The organism is Streptomyces sp. R44 (assembly GCF_041053105.1).
Taxonomy (GTDB): Bacteria; Actinomycetota; Actinomycetes; order Streptomycetales; family Streptomycetaceae; genus Streptomyces.
The window spans coordinates 8524553-8536569 of the sequence record NZ_CP163444.1; the positions used below are offsets into that span (position 1 = coordinate 8524553).

The 12017-nt window shown below is 72.4% G+C and carries 9 protein-coding genes and 1 riboswitch; of the genes, 6 read left to right on the plus strand and 3 right to left on the minus strand.

Annotated features, from left to right (window positions below; translation table 11 throughout):
• Nucleotides 1-39: 39 nt before the first annotated feature.
• On the minus strand, nucleotides 40-2607 hold the full coding sequence (locus AB5J54_RS39345) for a SpoIIE family protein phosphatase (protein ID WP_369148769.1): 2568 nt from the start codon (nucleotides 2605-2607) through the stop codon (nucleotides 40-42).
• Nucleotides 2608-2797: 190 nt separating this feature from the next.
• Here AB5J54_RS39345 and AB5J54_RS39350 point away from each other — a divergent pair, with 190 nt between their 5' ends.
• The 3 genes from AB5J54_RS39350 (at nucleotide 2798) to AB5J54_RS39360 (ending at nucleotide 5770) form a co-directional block, all read left to right on the plus strand.
• Complete coding sequence (locus AB5J54_RS39350) at nucleotides 2798-3562, plus strand: alpha/beta fold hydrolase (RefSeq protein WP_369148770.1); 765 nt, start codon at nucleotides 2798-2800, stop codon at nucleotides 3560-3562.
• A 161-nt stretch (nucleotides 3563-3723) separates the two neighbouring features.
• On the plus strand, nucleotides 3724-4320 hold the full coding sequence (locus AB5J54_RS39355) for a hypothetical protein (protein ID WP_369148771.1): 597 nt from the start codon (nucleotides 3724-3726) through the stop codon (nucleotides 4318-4320).
• Between the two features lie 145 nt (nucleotides 4321-4465).
• Nucleotides 4466-5770: a phosphoribosyltransferase family protein gene (locus AB5J54_RS39360; RefSeq protein ID WP_369148772.1), complete on the plus strand. Its 1305-nt coding sequence runs from the start codon at nucleotides 4466-4468 to the stop codon at nucleotides 5768-5770.
• On the opposite strand, the gene AB5J54_RS39365 is transcribed toward AB5J54_RS39360, so the two are convergent.
• On the minus strand, nucleotides 5754-6620 hold the full coding sequence (locus AB5J54_RS39365) for a transglycosylase SLT domain-containing protein (protein ID WP_369148773.1): 867 nt from the start codon (nucleotides 6618-6620) through the stop codon (nucleotides 5754-5756). The genes AB5J54_RS39360 and AB5J54_RS39365 overlap by 17 nt on opposite strands.
• 4 nt (nucleotides 6621-6624) lie before the next feature.
• A riboswitch (cyclic di-AMP (ydaO/yuaA leader) is annotated at nucleotides 6625-6809 on the minus strand.
• 352 nt (nucleotides 6810-7161) lie between these two features.
• Between AB5J54_RS39365 and AB5J54_RS39370 the strand changes: the two genes are divergently transcribed.
• A complete protein-coding gene (locus AB5J54_RS39370; RefSeq protein ID WP_369148774.1) occupies nucleotides 7162-7800 on the plus strand; it encodes a hypothetical protein in 639 nt (212 codons plus the stop codon).
• 68 nt (nucleotides 7801-7868) lie between these two features.
• On the opposite strand, the gene AB5J54_RS39375 is transcribed toward AB5J54_RS39370, so the two are convergent.
• On the minus strand, nucleotides 7869-9893 hold the full coding sequence (locus AB5J54_RS39375) for a phosphocholine-specific phospholipase C (RefSeq protein WP_369148775.1): 2025 nt from the start codon (nucleotides 9891-9893) through the stop codon (nucleotides 7869-7871).
• Nucleotides 9894-10219: 326 nt separating this feature from the next.
• Between AB5J54_RS39375 and AB5J54_RS39380 the strand changes: the two genes are divergently transcribed.
• Together AB5J54_RS39380 and AB5J54_RS39385 are read left to right on the plus strand one after the other, a co-directional pair.
• The gene (locus tag AB5J54_RS39380) at nucleotides 10220-11143 is read left to right on the plus strand and encodes an SIS domain-containing protein (RefSeq protein ID WP_369148776.1); all 924 of its coding nucleotides are present in this window, start codon (nucleotides 10220-10222) and stop codon (nucleotides 11141-11143) included.
• Between the two features lie 39 nt (nucleotides 11144-11182).
• On the plus strand, nucleotides 11183-12016 hold the full coding sequence (locus tag AB5J54_RS39385) for a ketose-bisphosphate aldolase (protein ID WP_369148777.1): 834 nt from the start codon (nucleotides 11183-11185) through the stop codon (nucleotides 12014-12016).
• The last annotated feature ends 1 nt before the right edge of the window (nucleotide 12017 follow it).

Sequence of the window (12017 nt, forward strand, 5' to 3'; positions counted from 1 at the left end):
GACCGGGTGACGAAGCCTCTGCCGATGCGACGGGAAGGCTCAGCCGCTCTCCCCCCACCGGGCCGCGAGCAGCAGCGCGATGTCGTCCGGCCGGGACGTCGCCGCCCGTGCCTCGCGGATCAGCCGGTCGGCCGTCTCCGTCAGCGCCAGCGTGCCCGTCGCGGCGAAGGCGCTGCTCAGCCGCTCGATCCCCTCGTCGATGTCCTTGCCCGGCTGCTCCACCAGACCGTCCGTGAAGAGCGCGAGCACGGCCCCCGGCGCCAGCCGCAGCCGCGTCAGCGGGTACGAGGCCCGGGCATCGACCCCCAGGACCATCCCGCCCGCCAGGTCGATCTGCTCCGTCGTCCCGTCCGGCCGCCGCAGCAACGGCTGCGGATGCCCCGCCCGCACCGCGCGCGCGTCCCCCGTCTCCGGGTCCAGCAGGACGTAGCAGCAGCTCGCGAACTGTCCCGGGTCCAGATCGATCAGGAGCCTGTTGGTGCCCCGCATCACGTCCTGCGGCCGGTGGCCGCCCAGCGCGAAGGCGCGGACGGCGCTGCGCAGCTGCCCCATGGTGGCCGCGGCGGCCACCCCGTGTCCCTGCACGTCGCCGATCACCAGGGCGAGCCGCCCCTGACCGGTCTCGATCACGTCGTACCAGTCGCCGCCCACGTCCATGCCCTGGGTGCCCGGCAGGTAGCGGCCCACCGTGTCCACCCCGTCGCGCACCGGCAGCCGGTGCGGGAGCAGCGCGTCCTGCAGGCCCCGCGCGACCGCCGACTCCGTGTCGTACCGCTGCGCCCGCTCCAGGGCCTGGGCGATCAGCCCCGCGAGCGCCGTGAGCACGGTCCGCTCCTCCGGGCTGAACCCGCGCGGCGATTCGAAGCCCAGGATGCAGGAGCCCACCGGCCGGCCCGAGGCGATCAGGGGCAGGAAGGCCCGCGCGCCCGAATGCGCGTCCAGCGGGAGATCCGGATACGCCCGGCCCAGCTGCTCCATGGACTCGAAGAAGAGCGGCCTGCCGGTCGTCAGGGTCTCCACGCCCGGTACGCGGGCGTCGAGCGCCACTCCGTCGAAGGGTTCGAGGAACCCGGGCGGGAAACCCGTCTCCCAGGCCAGGTAGAGGCGCCGGTCGCTGAGCAGGTAGATCGCCAACTGGCGTCCGCCGAAAGCGGGGAGGAGTTCCTCCGTCACCACCGCCGACACCTGGCGCGCGGTCACCGCCTCGGAGAGCGCGATCGCCAGGGCCACCGGCCGGTAGAGCGCCGCCGCGCGGTCGTCGGGAGCGGACAGGACGTGGTCCGTCCGCTGCTCGCTCGGCGACGGGACGTCGTCCGCCGACCGCTCGCCCGGTGATGCCGGTGCGACGGGGGGCGCAAGATCCTCTTCGGGGACCAGCACCATCGTCAGCCCGTCCCGGCCCGGGTGGAGCGAGACCGACAGCCAGCGTCCCCGCTTCGGGTGGGCCAGGAAGTGCACCGGCTCGCCGGAGAGCAGGGCGGCACGCAGCTGCTCCTCGTGGAAGGGGTGGCCGAACCAGGGCAGCGCCTCCCACAGCGTCCGCCCCGCCAGCGCCGTGCGCGGCAGGCCGAGCAGGCGCTCGGTGCGCTCGTTGACGTACGTGACGCGGCCCAGCCGGTCTACGGCCAGGATGGCCCGCGGCAGCCGGTCCGTGGCGTCCGAGCCGACCAGACCCGTACCGAGGTCCACGAGCGTGCCTTCGAGGCGCCCTCCGCCCTCGGAGCCCGTCCCCTGCGCCGTGCGCCGGGCCCGCGCGGACACCTCCAGGAGGTGGAGGCCGCCGTCCGGGCCCTTCAGCCGGATCCTGCGGACCGGCGGCCGCCCGTCCGCGCCCGTCGCCTGCCTGGCCGCCGCCCACAAGGCGTACCCGTCCTCGGGATCGAGGAGCGACGTCAGCCCCTCGATCGAGCAGGGCGAGCCGATTTCCGTCCCGAGGATGGCGAGGAGCCCGTCGTCCAGCGTCACCGTGCCCGTGTCCAGGTCCCAGGAGAAGGAACCGAAGCGGACCGGCGGGCCCGAAGCGGTGGGCAGCTGCACGCACACCGGGTCGCCGGGCCACTCGACCTCCGTCCCCTGGCGTGCCAGCTCGGCCAGGGTGCCGCCGAGACGGAGCGCGTCCCGCGTCATGCGGTTCCGGTCCCGCGCCTCCACCGGCACCCCCGGGGTCGGTGGGCGCAGGGCCACGAGCACGCCGAAGCGCTCACGGCCCGCGACCACCGGCGCGTACAGCGAGGCGAACGGGAACGGCAGGCTCGCCACCAGCTGCGGAAAGCGCCGCATGGCCTCCTCGACGTCGGCGAGGTGGACGGACTGGCCGGAGCGGTGGACCTCGGCGATGGGGAACGGACGGTTCGCGTGCATGCGCCACCACGGACGGAACAAGGGCCCCGGCAGCCCCACCAGGACTGCCAGCCGCAGCAGCCCCGGGGTGCCGGAGCGCAGGTACACCCCGCCCGCGTAACCGCCGACCGCCTCCACGGCGGAGAGCGCCGCCTCCGCGAGGGCCCACGTCAGCGCGCCGGACGCAGGCCCGTCGTCGGAGCCGTTCCCGGACGGACGCCCGGTGCCGCCCGCCGGGCCGGGTTCGGACGCGCCGTGCGAGGTCACACAGCCAGGATGCGCCCGAGGCGAAAGCACCCGCATCCCGGACCCGGCGGGCGCCGGTACGGCGGCGGGTCCGACACGCTCCCGCGCGCCCCTTCCGACGGTGTTGACCCCACGCGCCCACGCCGTCACACTCGGTCGTCGACCGCCGCCGTCGGCGCGCGGCGGCACGACCTCGCGAGCAGGGGGCACGATGACGGGCCAGGTTCTTCCGTACGACGTACACGGCGAAGGTCCCGGGAGGGCCCTCGTGCTGCACAACTGGTTCGGCGACCGCACCAGCTTCGCGCCCTTGCGCGCCCACCTCGACGACACCCTCGGGACCTATGCCTTCGTGGACTGCCGGGGCTACGGCGAGGCCGTCGACCACGCGGGGGCCTACACGATGGAGGAGGTCGCGGCCGACGCCCTGGCGGTCGCGGACGAGCTGGGCTGGGACTCCTTCTCCGTCATCGGCCACTCCATGGGCGGCAAGGCGGCCCAGCTGATGCTCCTCGACGCCCCCGAGCGGATCCGCTCGATCATCGGCGTCTCACCGGTCTCGGCCGCCGGCTTCCCGCTCGACGGGGAGACCTGGGAACTCTTCGCCGGAGCCGCCGACGAGCCGGCCAACCGCCGCGCGATCATCGACAACACCACCGGCGGCCGCTACGACGACGCCTGGCTGAGCGCACTCGTCGACCGCTCCGTCACCCGCTCCTCCGCGACGGCCTTCCGCGCCTACCTGGACTCCTGGTCCCGCACCGACTTCCACGAGCGCGTCCGCGACAACCCCGTCCCCGTACTCCTCGTCGTCGGCGCCCACGACCCCGCGCTCGGCTCCGAGGCGATGGAGGCGACCTGGCTGCGCTGGTACCCGAACGCCCGTCTCGAAGTGCTCAAGGACGCCGGGCACTACGCCCCGGAGGAGACCCCGCAGGCCCTCGCCGAGGCGATCGAGGCCTTCCTGGGCGCCTGAGTTCGTCCTCGGTCTCCTCTCTCATCCGATCTCATCCGAACGTCGACGGAAGCGACGACTTTCGAGGACAGCGGCGGGGCCCCTCGGCACAGGATCATCGTGCTCACGACCTCAGGGGGCGGTCCTCCACGGACCGTCCACGACCGGCAGGAGCACGACCGATGGGCCTCGCGCAGTCACAGCAGCGTTTCCTCGTACGGCAGAAGGTGACGCCGATGGCCAACCGCTATCTGGTGCACACCATGGGCCCGGACGGCGAGGAGGCCGAACTGGTCGCCTTCGCCCACCAGAAGAGGATGGCGCTCAAGGAGCACGTCACCTTCTACACGGACGAGTCACGGCGCCAGGTCCTCTTCACCTTCAAGGCGCGTCAGGTCATCGACCTGGGCGCGACGTACGACGTGGTCGCCGCGTCCGGTACCCGACTGGGCGGCTTCCGGAAGGATTTCGGGGCGTCCCTGCTGCGCAGTACCTGGCACCTGAGCCGGGAGGGCGAGGCGAGGGAGGCCACGGGGCAGGAGCGGAACGAGACGGTGGCGCTGCTGCGGCGGGCCTGGGAGTTCCTGCCCTTCACGGACCTCGTTCCGTTCGTCGTGCCGTACCACTTCGACTTCGCCGAGGGCGGGCGCCCGGTCATGTCGGTCGACAAGCGGTTCGGGATCCGGGACCGGTACGTGCTCGACATAGCCGACCCGGAGCTCGACCGGCGCCTCGCGATAGCCCAGGCCGTGGCGCTCGACGCCCTGCAGTCCCGCTGACCCGTCCGGAGCCGGCCCGCCGACCGGGCCGATCGAGCCGGCTCCGCCGACCGGGGCGGCCCGACTACCCTGGAGAGACGGGCCGGGGGCGGGGCACACCGTTCCTCCCCGGGCCCGAGCCGCGCAGGCGGAAGGGCGGCGGACCATGTTCTTCAGCGATCGCACGGACGCGGGGCGGCAGCTGGCCGCTCTCCTCGACCACCTCAAGGGCCATGACGTCGTGGTCCTCGGGCTTCCACGGGGCGGCGTCCCGGTGGCGGCCGTGGTCGCCGACGCCCTCGACGCGCCGCTCGACATCTGTCTCGTACGGAAGCTCGGGGTGCCCCACCAGCCGGAGCTCGCCATGGGGGCGCTGGGGGAGGGCGGTGTGCGGGTGCTCAACGAGCGGGTGCTTCGGGAGACCCGGGTGGGGGAGCGGGATCTGGCAGCCGTGGAGGAGAAGGAGCACGCCGAGCTCGAACATCGCGCTCAGCGTTACCGGGGCAGCCGGCCGTCCGTGCCCCTCGAAGGGCGGACGGTGGTCGTGGTCGACGACGGGCTGGCCACCGGGGCCACGGCGCTGGCGGCCTGCAGGGTGGTACGGGCCCGGGGCGCGGCGCGGATCGTCCTCGCGGTGCCGGTGGCGCCGCGTGGCTGGACGGCCCGCCTCGGTGGCGAGGCCGACGAGACCGTCAGCGTGCACGCGCCGGAGCTGTTCTTCGCGATCGGGCAGTTCTACCGGGACTTCTCGCAGACCCCGGACGCCGAGGTCATCGCCTGCCTGGACCGGAACAGGGCCGGGCGGGACCCTGTCGTACAGGACACGGACGTCCGGATCCCGGTCGGCGGGGTCACCCTGAGTGGGCGCCTCGCGGTGCCCGAGGACGCGGGCGGCATCGTCCTCTTCGCGCACGGCAGCGGCAGCAGCCGCCACAGCCCGCGGAACCGGGCCGTCGCCGCGGCGCTCAACCGGGCGGGCCTGGGGACGCTGCTCTTCGACCTGCTCACCGAGTCGGAGGCGACCGACCGGGCGCATGTCTTCGACACCCCGCTCCTGGCCGGGCGGCTCGCGGGGGCCACGGAGTGGCTGGCCGCGCGGCCCGAGAGCACGGGGCTGCCGTTCGGGTACTTCGGCGCGAGCACGGGCGCGGCAGCCGCGCTGTGGGCGGCGGGTGATCCCGCGTCCCCGGTGAGCGCCGTCGTCTCACGCGGCGGCCGGCCGGACCTCGCGGCCGAGCACCTGGCCCGGGTGCGCGCTCCGACGCTCCTGGTGGTGGGCGGAGCGGACGCCCTGGTCCTGGATCTCAACCGGCGGGCGCTGGCGCTGCTGCGCTGTGAGAACCGGCTCTCCGTCGTGGGCGGCGCCGGTCACCTCTTCGAGGAGCCGGGTGCCCTGGAGGAGGTGGCTGACCTCGCCACCTCCTGGTTCCAGGAGCACTTCCGGCGGCAGGCGGTCAGTACGCCGAGTTGACGTTGTCGATGGAGCCGTAGCGGTCGGCCGCGTAGTTGCAGGCGGCGGTGATGTTGGCGACCGGGTCGAACAGGTCCATGGACGTGCCGGGCACGTGGTAGGCGAGGAAGGTCGGCTCGATGACCTGGAGCAGGCCCTTCGAGGGGGTGCCTGCGACGGCGTTGGAGTCCCAGAGGTTGATGGCCTGGGGGTTTCCGGAGGACTCGCGCATGACGTTGCGGTAGATCCCGTCGTAGGAGCCGGGGATGCCGTGCTGGCCCATGATGGCCAGCGACTCCCGGATCCAGCCGTCGAGGTTGTCGGCGTAGTTGGTGGCGGCGACCGGGGCGTCCTTGGCGACGGCCGGGGCGGCGGCAGCGGCGGAGGCGCCCGTACCGGTGGCGACGGCGGGGGTGGCCGACCGGTGCGCGGAGCGGTTCGCCCGCTCGGTGGTGGCGGACTTCTTCGCCTTCGCGGGGGCGGTCTTCACGGAATCCCGACGAAGCGTCAGTTCGAGTCCGGGGCGAATGAGTGACGGATTGTCACCCACGACGCTCTTGTTGGCGCGGTAAAGGCTCTTCCAGCCGCCCTGAATTCCCTTCTTGTGGGCGATCAGGGAAAGCGAGTCGCCGCTCACGACGGTGTAGGTGTGCGCTGCGGCCGGGGCGGCGGGAGCCTTGGCGGCGACCGGCGCGGCGGGGGCGGCGAACGTCTGGGCGGCGATCTGCGGGGCGCCGGAGACGGGAGCCGCGTTCGCGAGGGCCGGGGTGATCAGCGGCAGGGTCAGGGCGGCGCCACCGGTGCCGACCAGGGCGAGACCGCGGGAGACGTGGCCGCGGCGGGGGCGGCGGTGCTTACCGTGAGCAGGCATGACGGTTTCCTCTCCGGCGCCTGCGGGGTGAGCTGTCGGGTTCGGACGGGAGATGTCCGGCCGCGCGCACGCGGCTTCACCCCGAGCCGTTCCGGATTCCGGACCGGCGAATTCGTGGGTCCCCCGCTCCTGCCGTCGGGTGAAAAGGGAGGTTTACCGAGCGGCGGCAGGATTGGGCGTTCCGCTCGAATGGAGGTGACCGTAGGCCAGTAATGCGACGGATAACAAGAGGAGTGGATGCCGTGGATCTGGAAATGGATCAGTGAATTCGGTGAATTCAAGATCGATGCCGTCCCGGAGGTGTCGAACTTCCTTGCCCGGTATGGGGTCGGGGGAGGTGTCGCCCAACGGTCGGGCCGAATAAGTGAGTCGCATCACCCGGAGTGTAATGTCCGAATTTGGGGTGTAATTCCGTAGTGGGTAATTAGGGGGGAAATCCCCGCGATGGGGGGGCGGGTGGCGACGCTCCGTGTGGGAGCAAAGGTCGCAAAACCGACATTCGTCTTGAAAGATGGAGGGAGTCGACCCAGGAGCCACCCAGATGCCGCCTTCCACCTCCCTGCTCAGCCCCCACACCCCCGACACGCTCGACACCCCCGACACGCTCGACACCCTCGACCGCGAGGCGGCCGCCCTCTTCGAGAGCGCCACCTGGCAGCGGATCGTCACGGACCTGACCGCCCCCGAGCCGTCACCGCCGGCGGTGGAGGGCTGGCGGGAGCTGCTCAGCGTGCCGGTGGACCGGCTCGTGGCCGACGCGCTCGCCGCCCTGCCCCCGGCGCTGCCCGTCGAGCGCCGCCTTCCGGGGCGTCTCGGAGCCGTGCTGCCGGACCGGCTCCATGCCTGGCGCCGCATCGGACAGACCGAGCTGCGCCCCTCGGTCCACCTCGGCTACGCGCGCCTCGTGCTGACGGAGTGGGGCTGGCAGAACGCCCCGTACAAGCTGCGGGACGCACGCGGCGCCCGGTGTGTCTGCGGTGCCCTGCTCGCCGCCCACCGGCTCGGCTACGGCAGTGCGGACACCATGAACGAGGCGGCCGCCTGGACCATGACCGAGCTGCGGTCGCGCGGCTGGCAGGGGCTGATCGGGCCGTGGAACCGGGCCCCCGGCCGTACGGCCGCCGACGCGGTGGCGCTCCTCGACGCCACGATCCGCCGCGCCGCGCACGCCGGCCGCTGACGACGCGCATGCCGGGCGGCGACCTCAAGGCCGCCGCCCGGCCCGCCGCCCGGCACGCGGGCGAGTGATCAGCCGCTGACGCTCGCGGCTCCGGTCTCGATGTGTCCGGTGTAACGGCGCGACCAGGTTCCGTCGATGTCGGCGAGGATGGTGAAGTCGTACCAGCCGCCGTTGTACGCCACCGCGTTGAAGAAGTCCTCGCGGCTGGAGTTCGCCGGCACCGTGTAGGTCCACGGGCCGTCGGAGCGGTAGGCGTTCGAGCGGATCGTGAAGGTGACGGGACCGGCCGAGGTGTTCGTCATCCTGAACCACAGGGCCGTCTTGCCCGTCCCGGCCTCGGGCGCGAACCGGGCGGCCACCTCGACGGCCTTGCCCGCCTTGGAGGCGTCCCCGATGAAGCGGCGCAGGAAGCGGTTCGGGCCCATCATCGAGATGTCGTACTTCCCGGACCCCGAGCCGAGGCCGATGTTGAAGTAGTCCGTGGCGGTGTCACCGGGATCGACGGTGTACTGCCAGGCGGCCGTGTCCCGGTACTGGTGCGGGTGGATCGAGAAGTGCGCCGACCGCTTGGCCTCCGCACCCTGGTTGGTCATCGAGAACCAGGCCAGGATCTTGCCCGCGGCGCCGAACTCGAAGCGGTCGAGATTGCCGTTGACCTGGTACGGCAGCGCGCGCGCCGGACGGGTGCCGGACTCCTGCGTCGGCAGCGCGTTGTTCTGGGGTGCCGGGTTAGGCAGCGGGCCGCAGGTGGCCTGCCCGATCACCTTCGCCGTCGACGGGAGGTTGGCGGGCACTCCGTACACCGGATGGGCGAAGTCGAAGACCCCGGTGAGGTCGCCCGTGACCTTCCGCCGCCAGGCGCTGATGTTGGGGCAGGTGGCCGGGGTGCCGAGCGCCGCCGTCCAGGTCTCCATGAAACGCAGCACCGAGGTGTGGTCGAAGACCTCGGAGCTCACCCAGCCACCCCGGGTCCACGGGGACATGACAATCATCGGGACGCGGAAGCCCAGGCCGATCGGCACGCCGTCGAGGTACTCGCCCGCGGTCCCCGGAGGGGCGACCGGCGGCGGCACGTGGTCGAAGAAGCCGTCGTTCTCGTCGTAGTTGAGGAACAGCACCGTCGAGTCGAACACCTCGGCGTTCGCGGCCAGCGCGCGGTAGACGAGGTCGACGAAGTGGGCCCCGTCCCCCGGCGGGGCGTACGGGTGCTCCGAGAAGGCCTCGCTCGCGACCACCCACGACACCTGCGGCAGGGTGCCCGCGACGACGTCGGCGCGGATCGCCGCGGCGATGTCGTCCGGCGTCGAGCCGGTCACCTTCGGGACCGAGGCCATGCCGCGGTCGTGGAGCGGGTCCCCGGGCTTCGCGTCGGTGAACTTCTTGAAGTACGCGAGGCCGTTGTCGCCGTAGTTGTCCTGGGCGTTCTGGTAGACCTTCCAGCTCACCCCGGCGCGCTGGAGGGCCTCGGCGTACGACTCCCAGGTGAGGCCCGACTCGTCGCCGCCGTCCTTGCTGGAGCCGTCGATCTTCCCGCTCCACAGGAACGTGCGGTTGGGGCCCGTGGCGCTGAGCGTGGAGCAGAAGTACGCGTCGCAGATCGTGTAGTTGTCGGCGAGCGCGTAGTGGAACGGGATGTCCCCGCGGTCGAGGTGGCCGAGCGTCCGGGTGTTGCCCACGCCCGTGACCCAGTTGTCGAGCCGTCCCTTGTTCCATGCGGCGTGCTGCGAGGTCCAGCTGTGCGGCAGGTCGCCGTTGCACTGTGCGAGGGTCTCGCCGTCGACGCCACCGGCGGGCGGGGTGTCGCTGAGCTTCCAGGGGTACTGGCGGCCGCCCCAGTTGGGCTGGTTGAACATGCCCCAGCCGCCGGGCAGGTTGCCCGCGGCGCGGTCGCCGAAGCCCCGCACGCCCTTCAGGGTGCCGAAGTAGTGGTCGAAGCTGCGGTTCTCCTGCATGAGGATCACCACGTGCTTCACGTCCGTCAGGGTGCCGGTCGCGGTGCTCGAGGCGGCGGACGCCTGGACCGGAGGCAGCGCGGCCCCCGCCATGAGCCCCGCGCCGATTCCGACGAATCCCCTGCGGCTGATGGGAATCATGCCCCGCCTCTCCTGTCACCATGTGCCCCGGTGGCACGTCGGAGACATGATGAGGGAGGTGAGCTTAAAGGTATACAGCCGCGCGGTAATTAGTGCGTGAACACGAAGAGGCACGGTGATACAAGGCTATGGATTGGTCCACCGATAGACCAATGAGATCAGATGATGGTGCCTCCGCCTCGACCCGTGAGAGCCGCGTCCGTCTGCCGGTAGAGGCCGGTCTCGGTGGTGTCGGACCTGGAAGGGTGTGCTTGTTTCTGCTTGAATAAGTGAGTCTTCAAGCATCTTCCATCATTATCGCGCACCCTTCTTGCAAGGAGATCGGCATGACCACCACTCGCACCGCCGTGGAGATCGCCTCCCAGCCGGCGACCTGGCGCCAGGCCGCCCGGACCCTGTCCCAGCACGTCGCGGCCCTGCCCCGACGCGGCGAGCGGGTCGCGGTGATCGGCTGCGGCACCTCCTGGTTCATGGCCCTCGCCTACGCGGAGCTGCGCGAGTCCGGCGGCCACGGCGAGACCGACGCGTTCGCGGCCTCCGAGTTCCCCTACGGCCGCCGCTACGACCGGGTCGTGGCCATCACCCGTTCCGGAACCACCAGCGAGGTCCTCGCCGTCCTGTCCCGGCTGCGCGGCACGGTCCCCACCGGCGCGATCACGGCCGACCCCACGACCCCCGTGATGGACCTCGCCGACGAGGTCGCCGTCCTCGACTTCGCCGACGAGGAGTCCGTCGTCCAGACCCGCTTCGCGACCACCGTGCTCGCCCTCTTCCGCGCGCACCTGGAGTCCGAGGAAGCCCTCCCGGAGGGACTCGGCAGCGTCGAGGGCGCCGCCCGGGACGCCGAGCGGGCCGTCACCTCCCCGCTCGACGAGAGCGTGCGCACGGCCGAGCAGTTCACCTTCCTCGGCACCGGCTGGACCTACGGACTCGCCCTGGAAGCAGGCCTGAAGATGCGCGAGGCGGCCGGCGCCTGGACCGAGGCGTACCCGGCGATGGAGTACCGCCACGGCCCGATCAGCATCACCGGCCCCGGCCGGGTGACCTGGGGCTTCGGCGCCCTGCCCACCGGACTCGCCGACGACGTGCGCAAGGTCGGCGGCACCCTCGTCGAGAGCGACCTCGACCCGCTGGCCGACCTCGTGCGCGCCCAGCGCCTCGCCGTCGCCGTCGCCGAGGCCCAGGGCCTGAACCCGGACACGCCCCGGAACCTGACCCGTTCCGTCGTCCTCGCCGACGTCCATGCCTGACCGCCGCCCCGCACCCGCCCACCACCCCGGAGACGCACCATGGCGCTGACGCCCACCGACGAGATCGTCCGCCGTGCCCGCGCCGCGGGCACCGGGGTGGGGGCGTTCAACGTCCTCCAACTCGAACACGCCCAGGCCATCGTGGCCGGCGCCGAGAACGCCGACCGGCCGGTCGTCCTCCAGATCAGCGAGAACACCGTCCGCTACCACGGCGCCCTGGAACCGGTCGCACTCGCCTCGCTGGCCGTCGCCCGAGCCGCCAAGACGCCCGTCGCCGTCCACCTCGACCACGCGGAGAACCCCGACCTCGTCCGCGAGGCCGTCGCCCTCGGCCTCGGCTCGGTCATGTTCGACGCCTCCAAGCTCCCGTACGCGGAGAACGTCGCCGCGACCCGCGAGGTCGTGGAGCACTGCCACAGCCACGGAGTCTGGGTGGAGGCCGAACTCGGAGAGGTCGGCGGCAAGGGCGGCGCCCACACGCCGGGCGTGCGTACCGACCCCGAGGAGGCCCGCGCCTTCGTCGCGGCCACGGGAGTCGACGCCCTCGCCGTCGCCGTGGGCAGCGCCCACCAGATGGTGACCAGGGACGCCGTGCTCGACCTCGGCCTCATCGCCCGGCTGCGCGCGGCGGTGGACGTCCCGCTCGTCCTGCACGGTTCCTCGGGCGTCTCGGACCCGCACCTCGCCGAGGCGGTCACGGCGGGCATGACCAAGGTGAACGTCTCCACGCATCTGAACAAGGCCTTCACCGAGGCCGTCCGCACCCACCTCGCCGAGCACCCCACCACGGTCGACCCGCGCCACTACCTGACCCCGGCCCGCGCGGCCGTGGCCCGCGAGGTCGCCCACCTCCTGGCGGTCCTGGCACCGTGAC

Bases quoted from the DNA above. Each gene is read 5' to 3' on its own strand.
- AB5J54_RS39370 (WP_369148774.1), top strand. From the start codon at position 7,162: ATGCCGCCTTCCACCTCCCTGCTCAGCCCCCACACCCCCGACACGCTC.
- AB5J54_RS39375 (WP_369148775.1), bottom strand. From the start codon at position 9,893: ATGATTCCCATCAGCCGCAGGGGATTCGTCGGAATCGGCGCGGGGCTC.
- AB5J54_RS39385 (WP_369148777.1), top strand. From the start codon at position 11,183: ATGGCGCTGACGCCCACCGACGAGATCGTCCGCCGTGCCCGCGCCGCG.
- AB5J54_RS39380 (WP_369148776.1), top strand. From the start codon at position 10,220: ATGACCACCACTCGCACCGCCGTGGAGATCGCCTCCCAGCCGGCGACC.
- AB5J54_RS39360 (WP_369148772.1), top strand. From the start codon at position 4,466: ATGTTCTTCAGCGATCGCACGGACGCGGGGCGGCAGCTGGCCGCTCTC.
- AB5J54_RS39365 (WP_369148773.1), bottom strand. From the start codon at position 6,620: ATGCCTGCTCACGGTAAGCACCGCCGCCCCCGCCGCGGCCACGTCTCC.
- AB5J54_RS39355 (WP_369148771.1), top strand. From the start codon at position 3,724: ATGGGCCTCGCGCAGTCACAGCAGCGTTTCCTCGTACGGCAGAAGGTG.
- AB5J54_RS39350 (WP_369148770.1), top strand. From the start codon at position 2,798: ATGACGGGCCAGGTTCTTCCGTACGACGTACACGGCGAAGGTCCCGGG.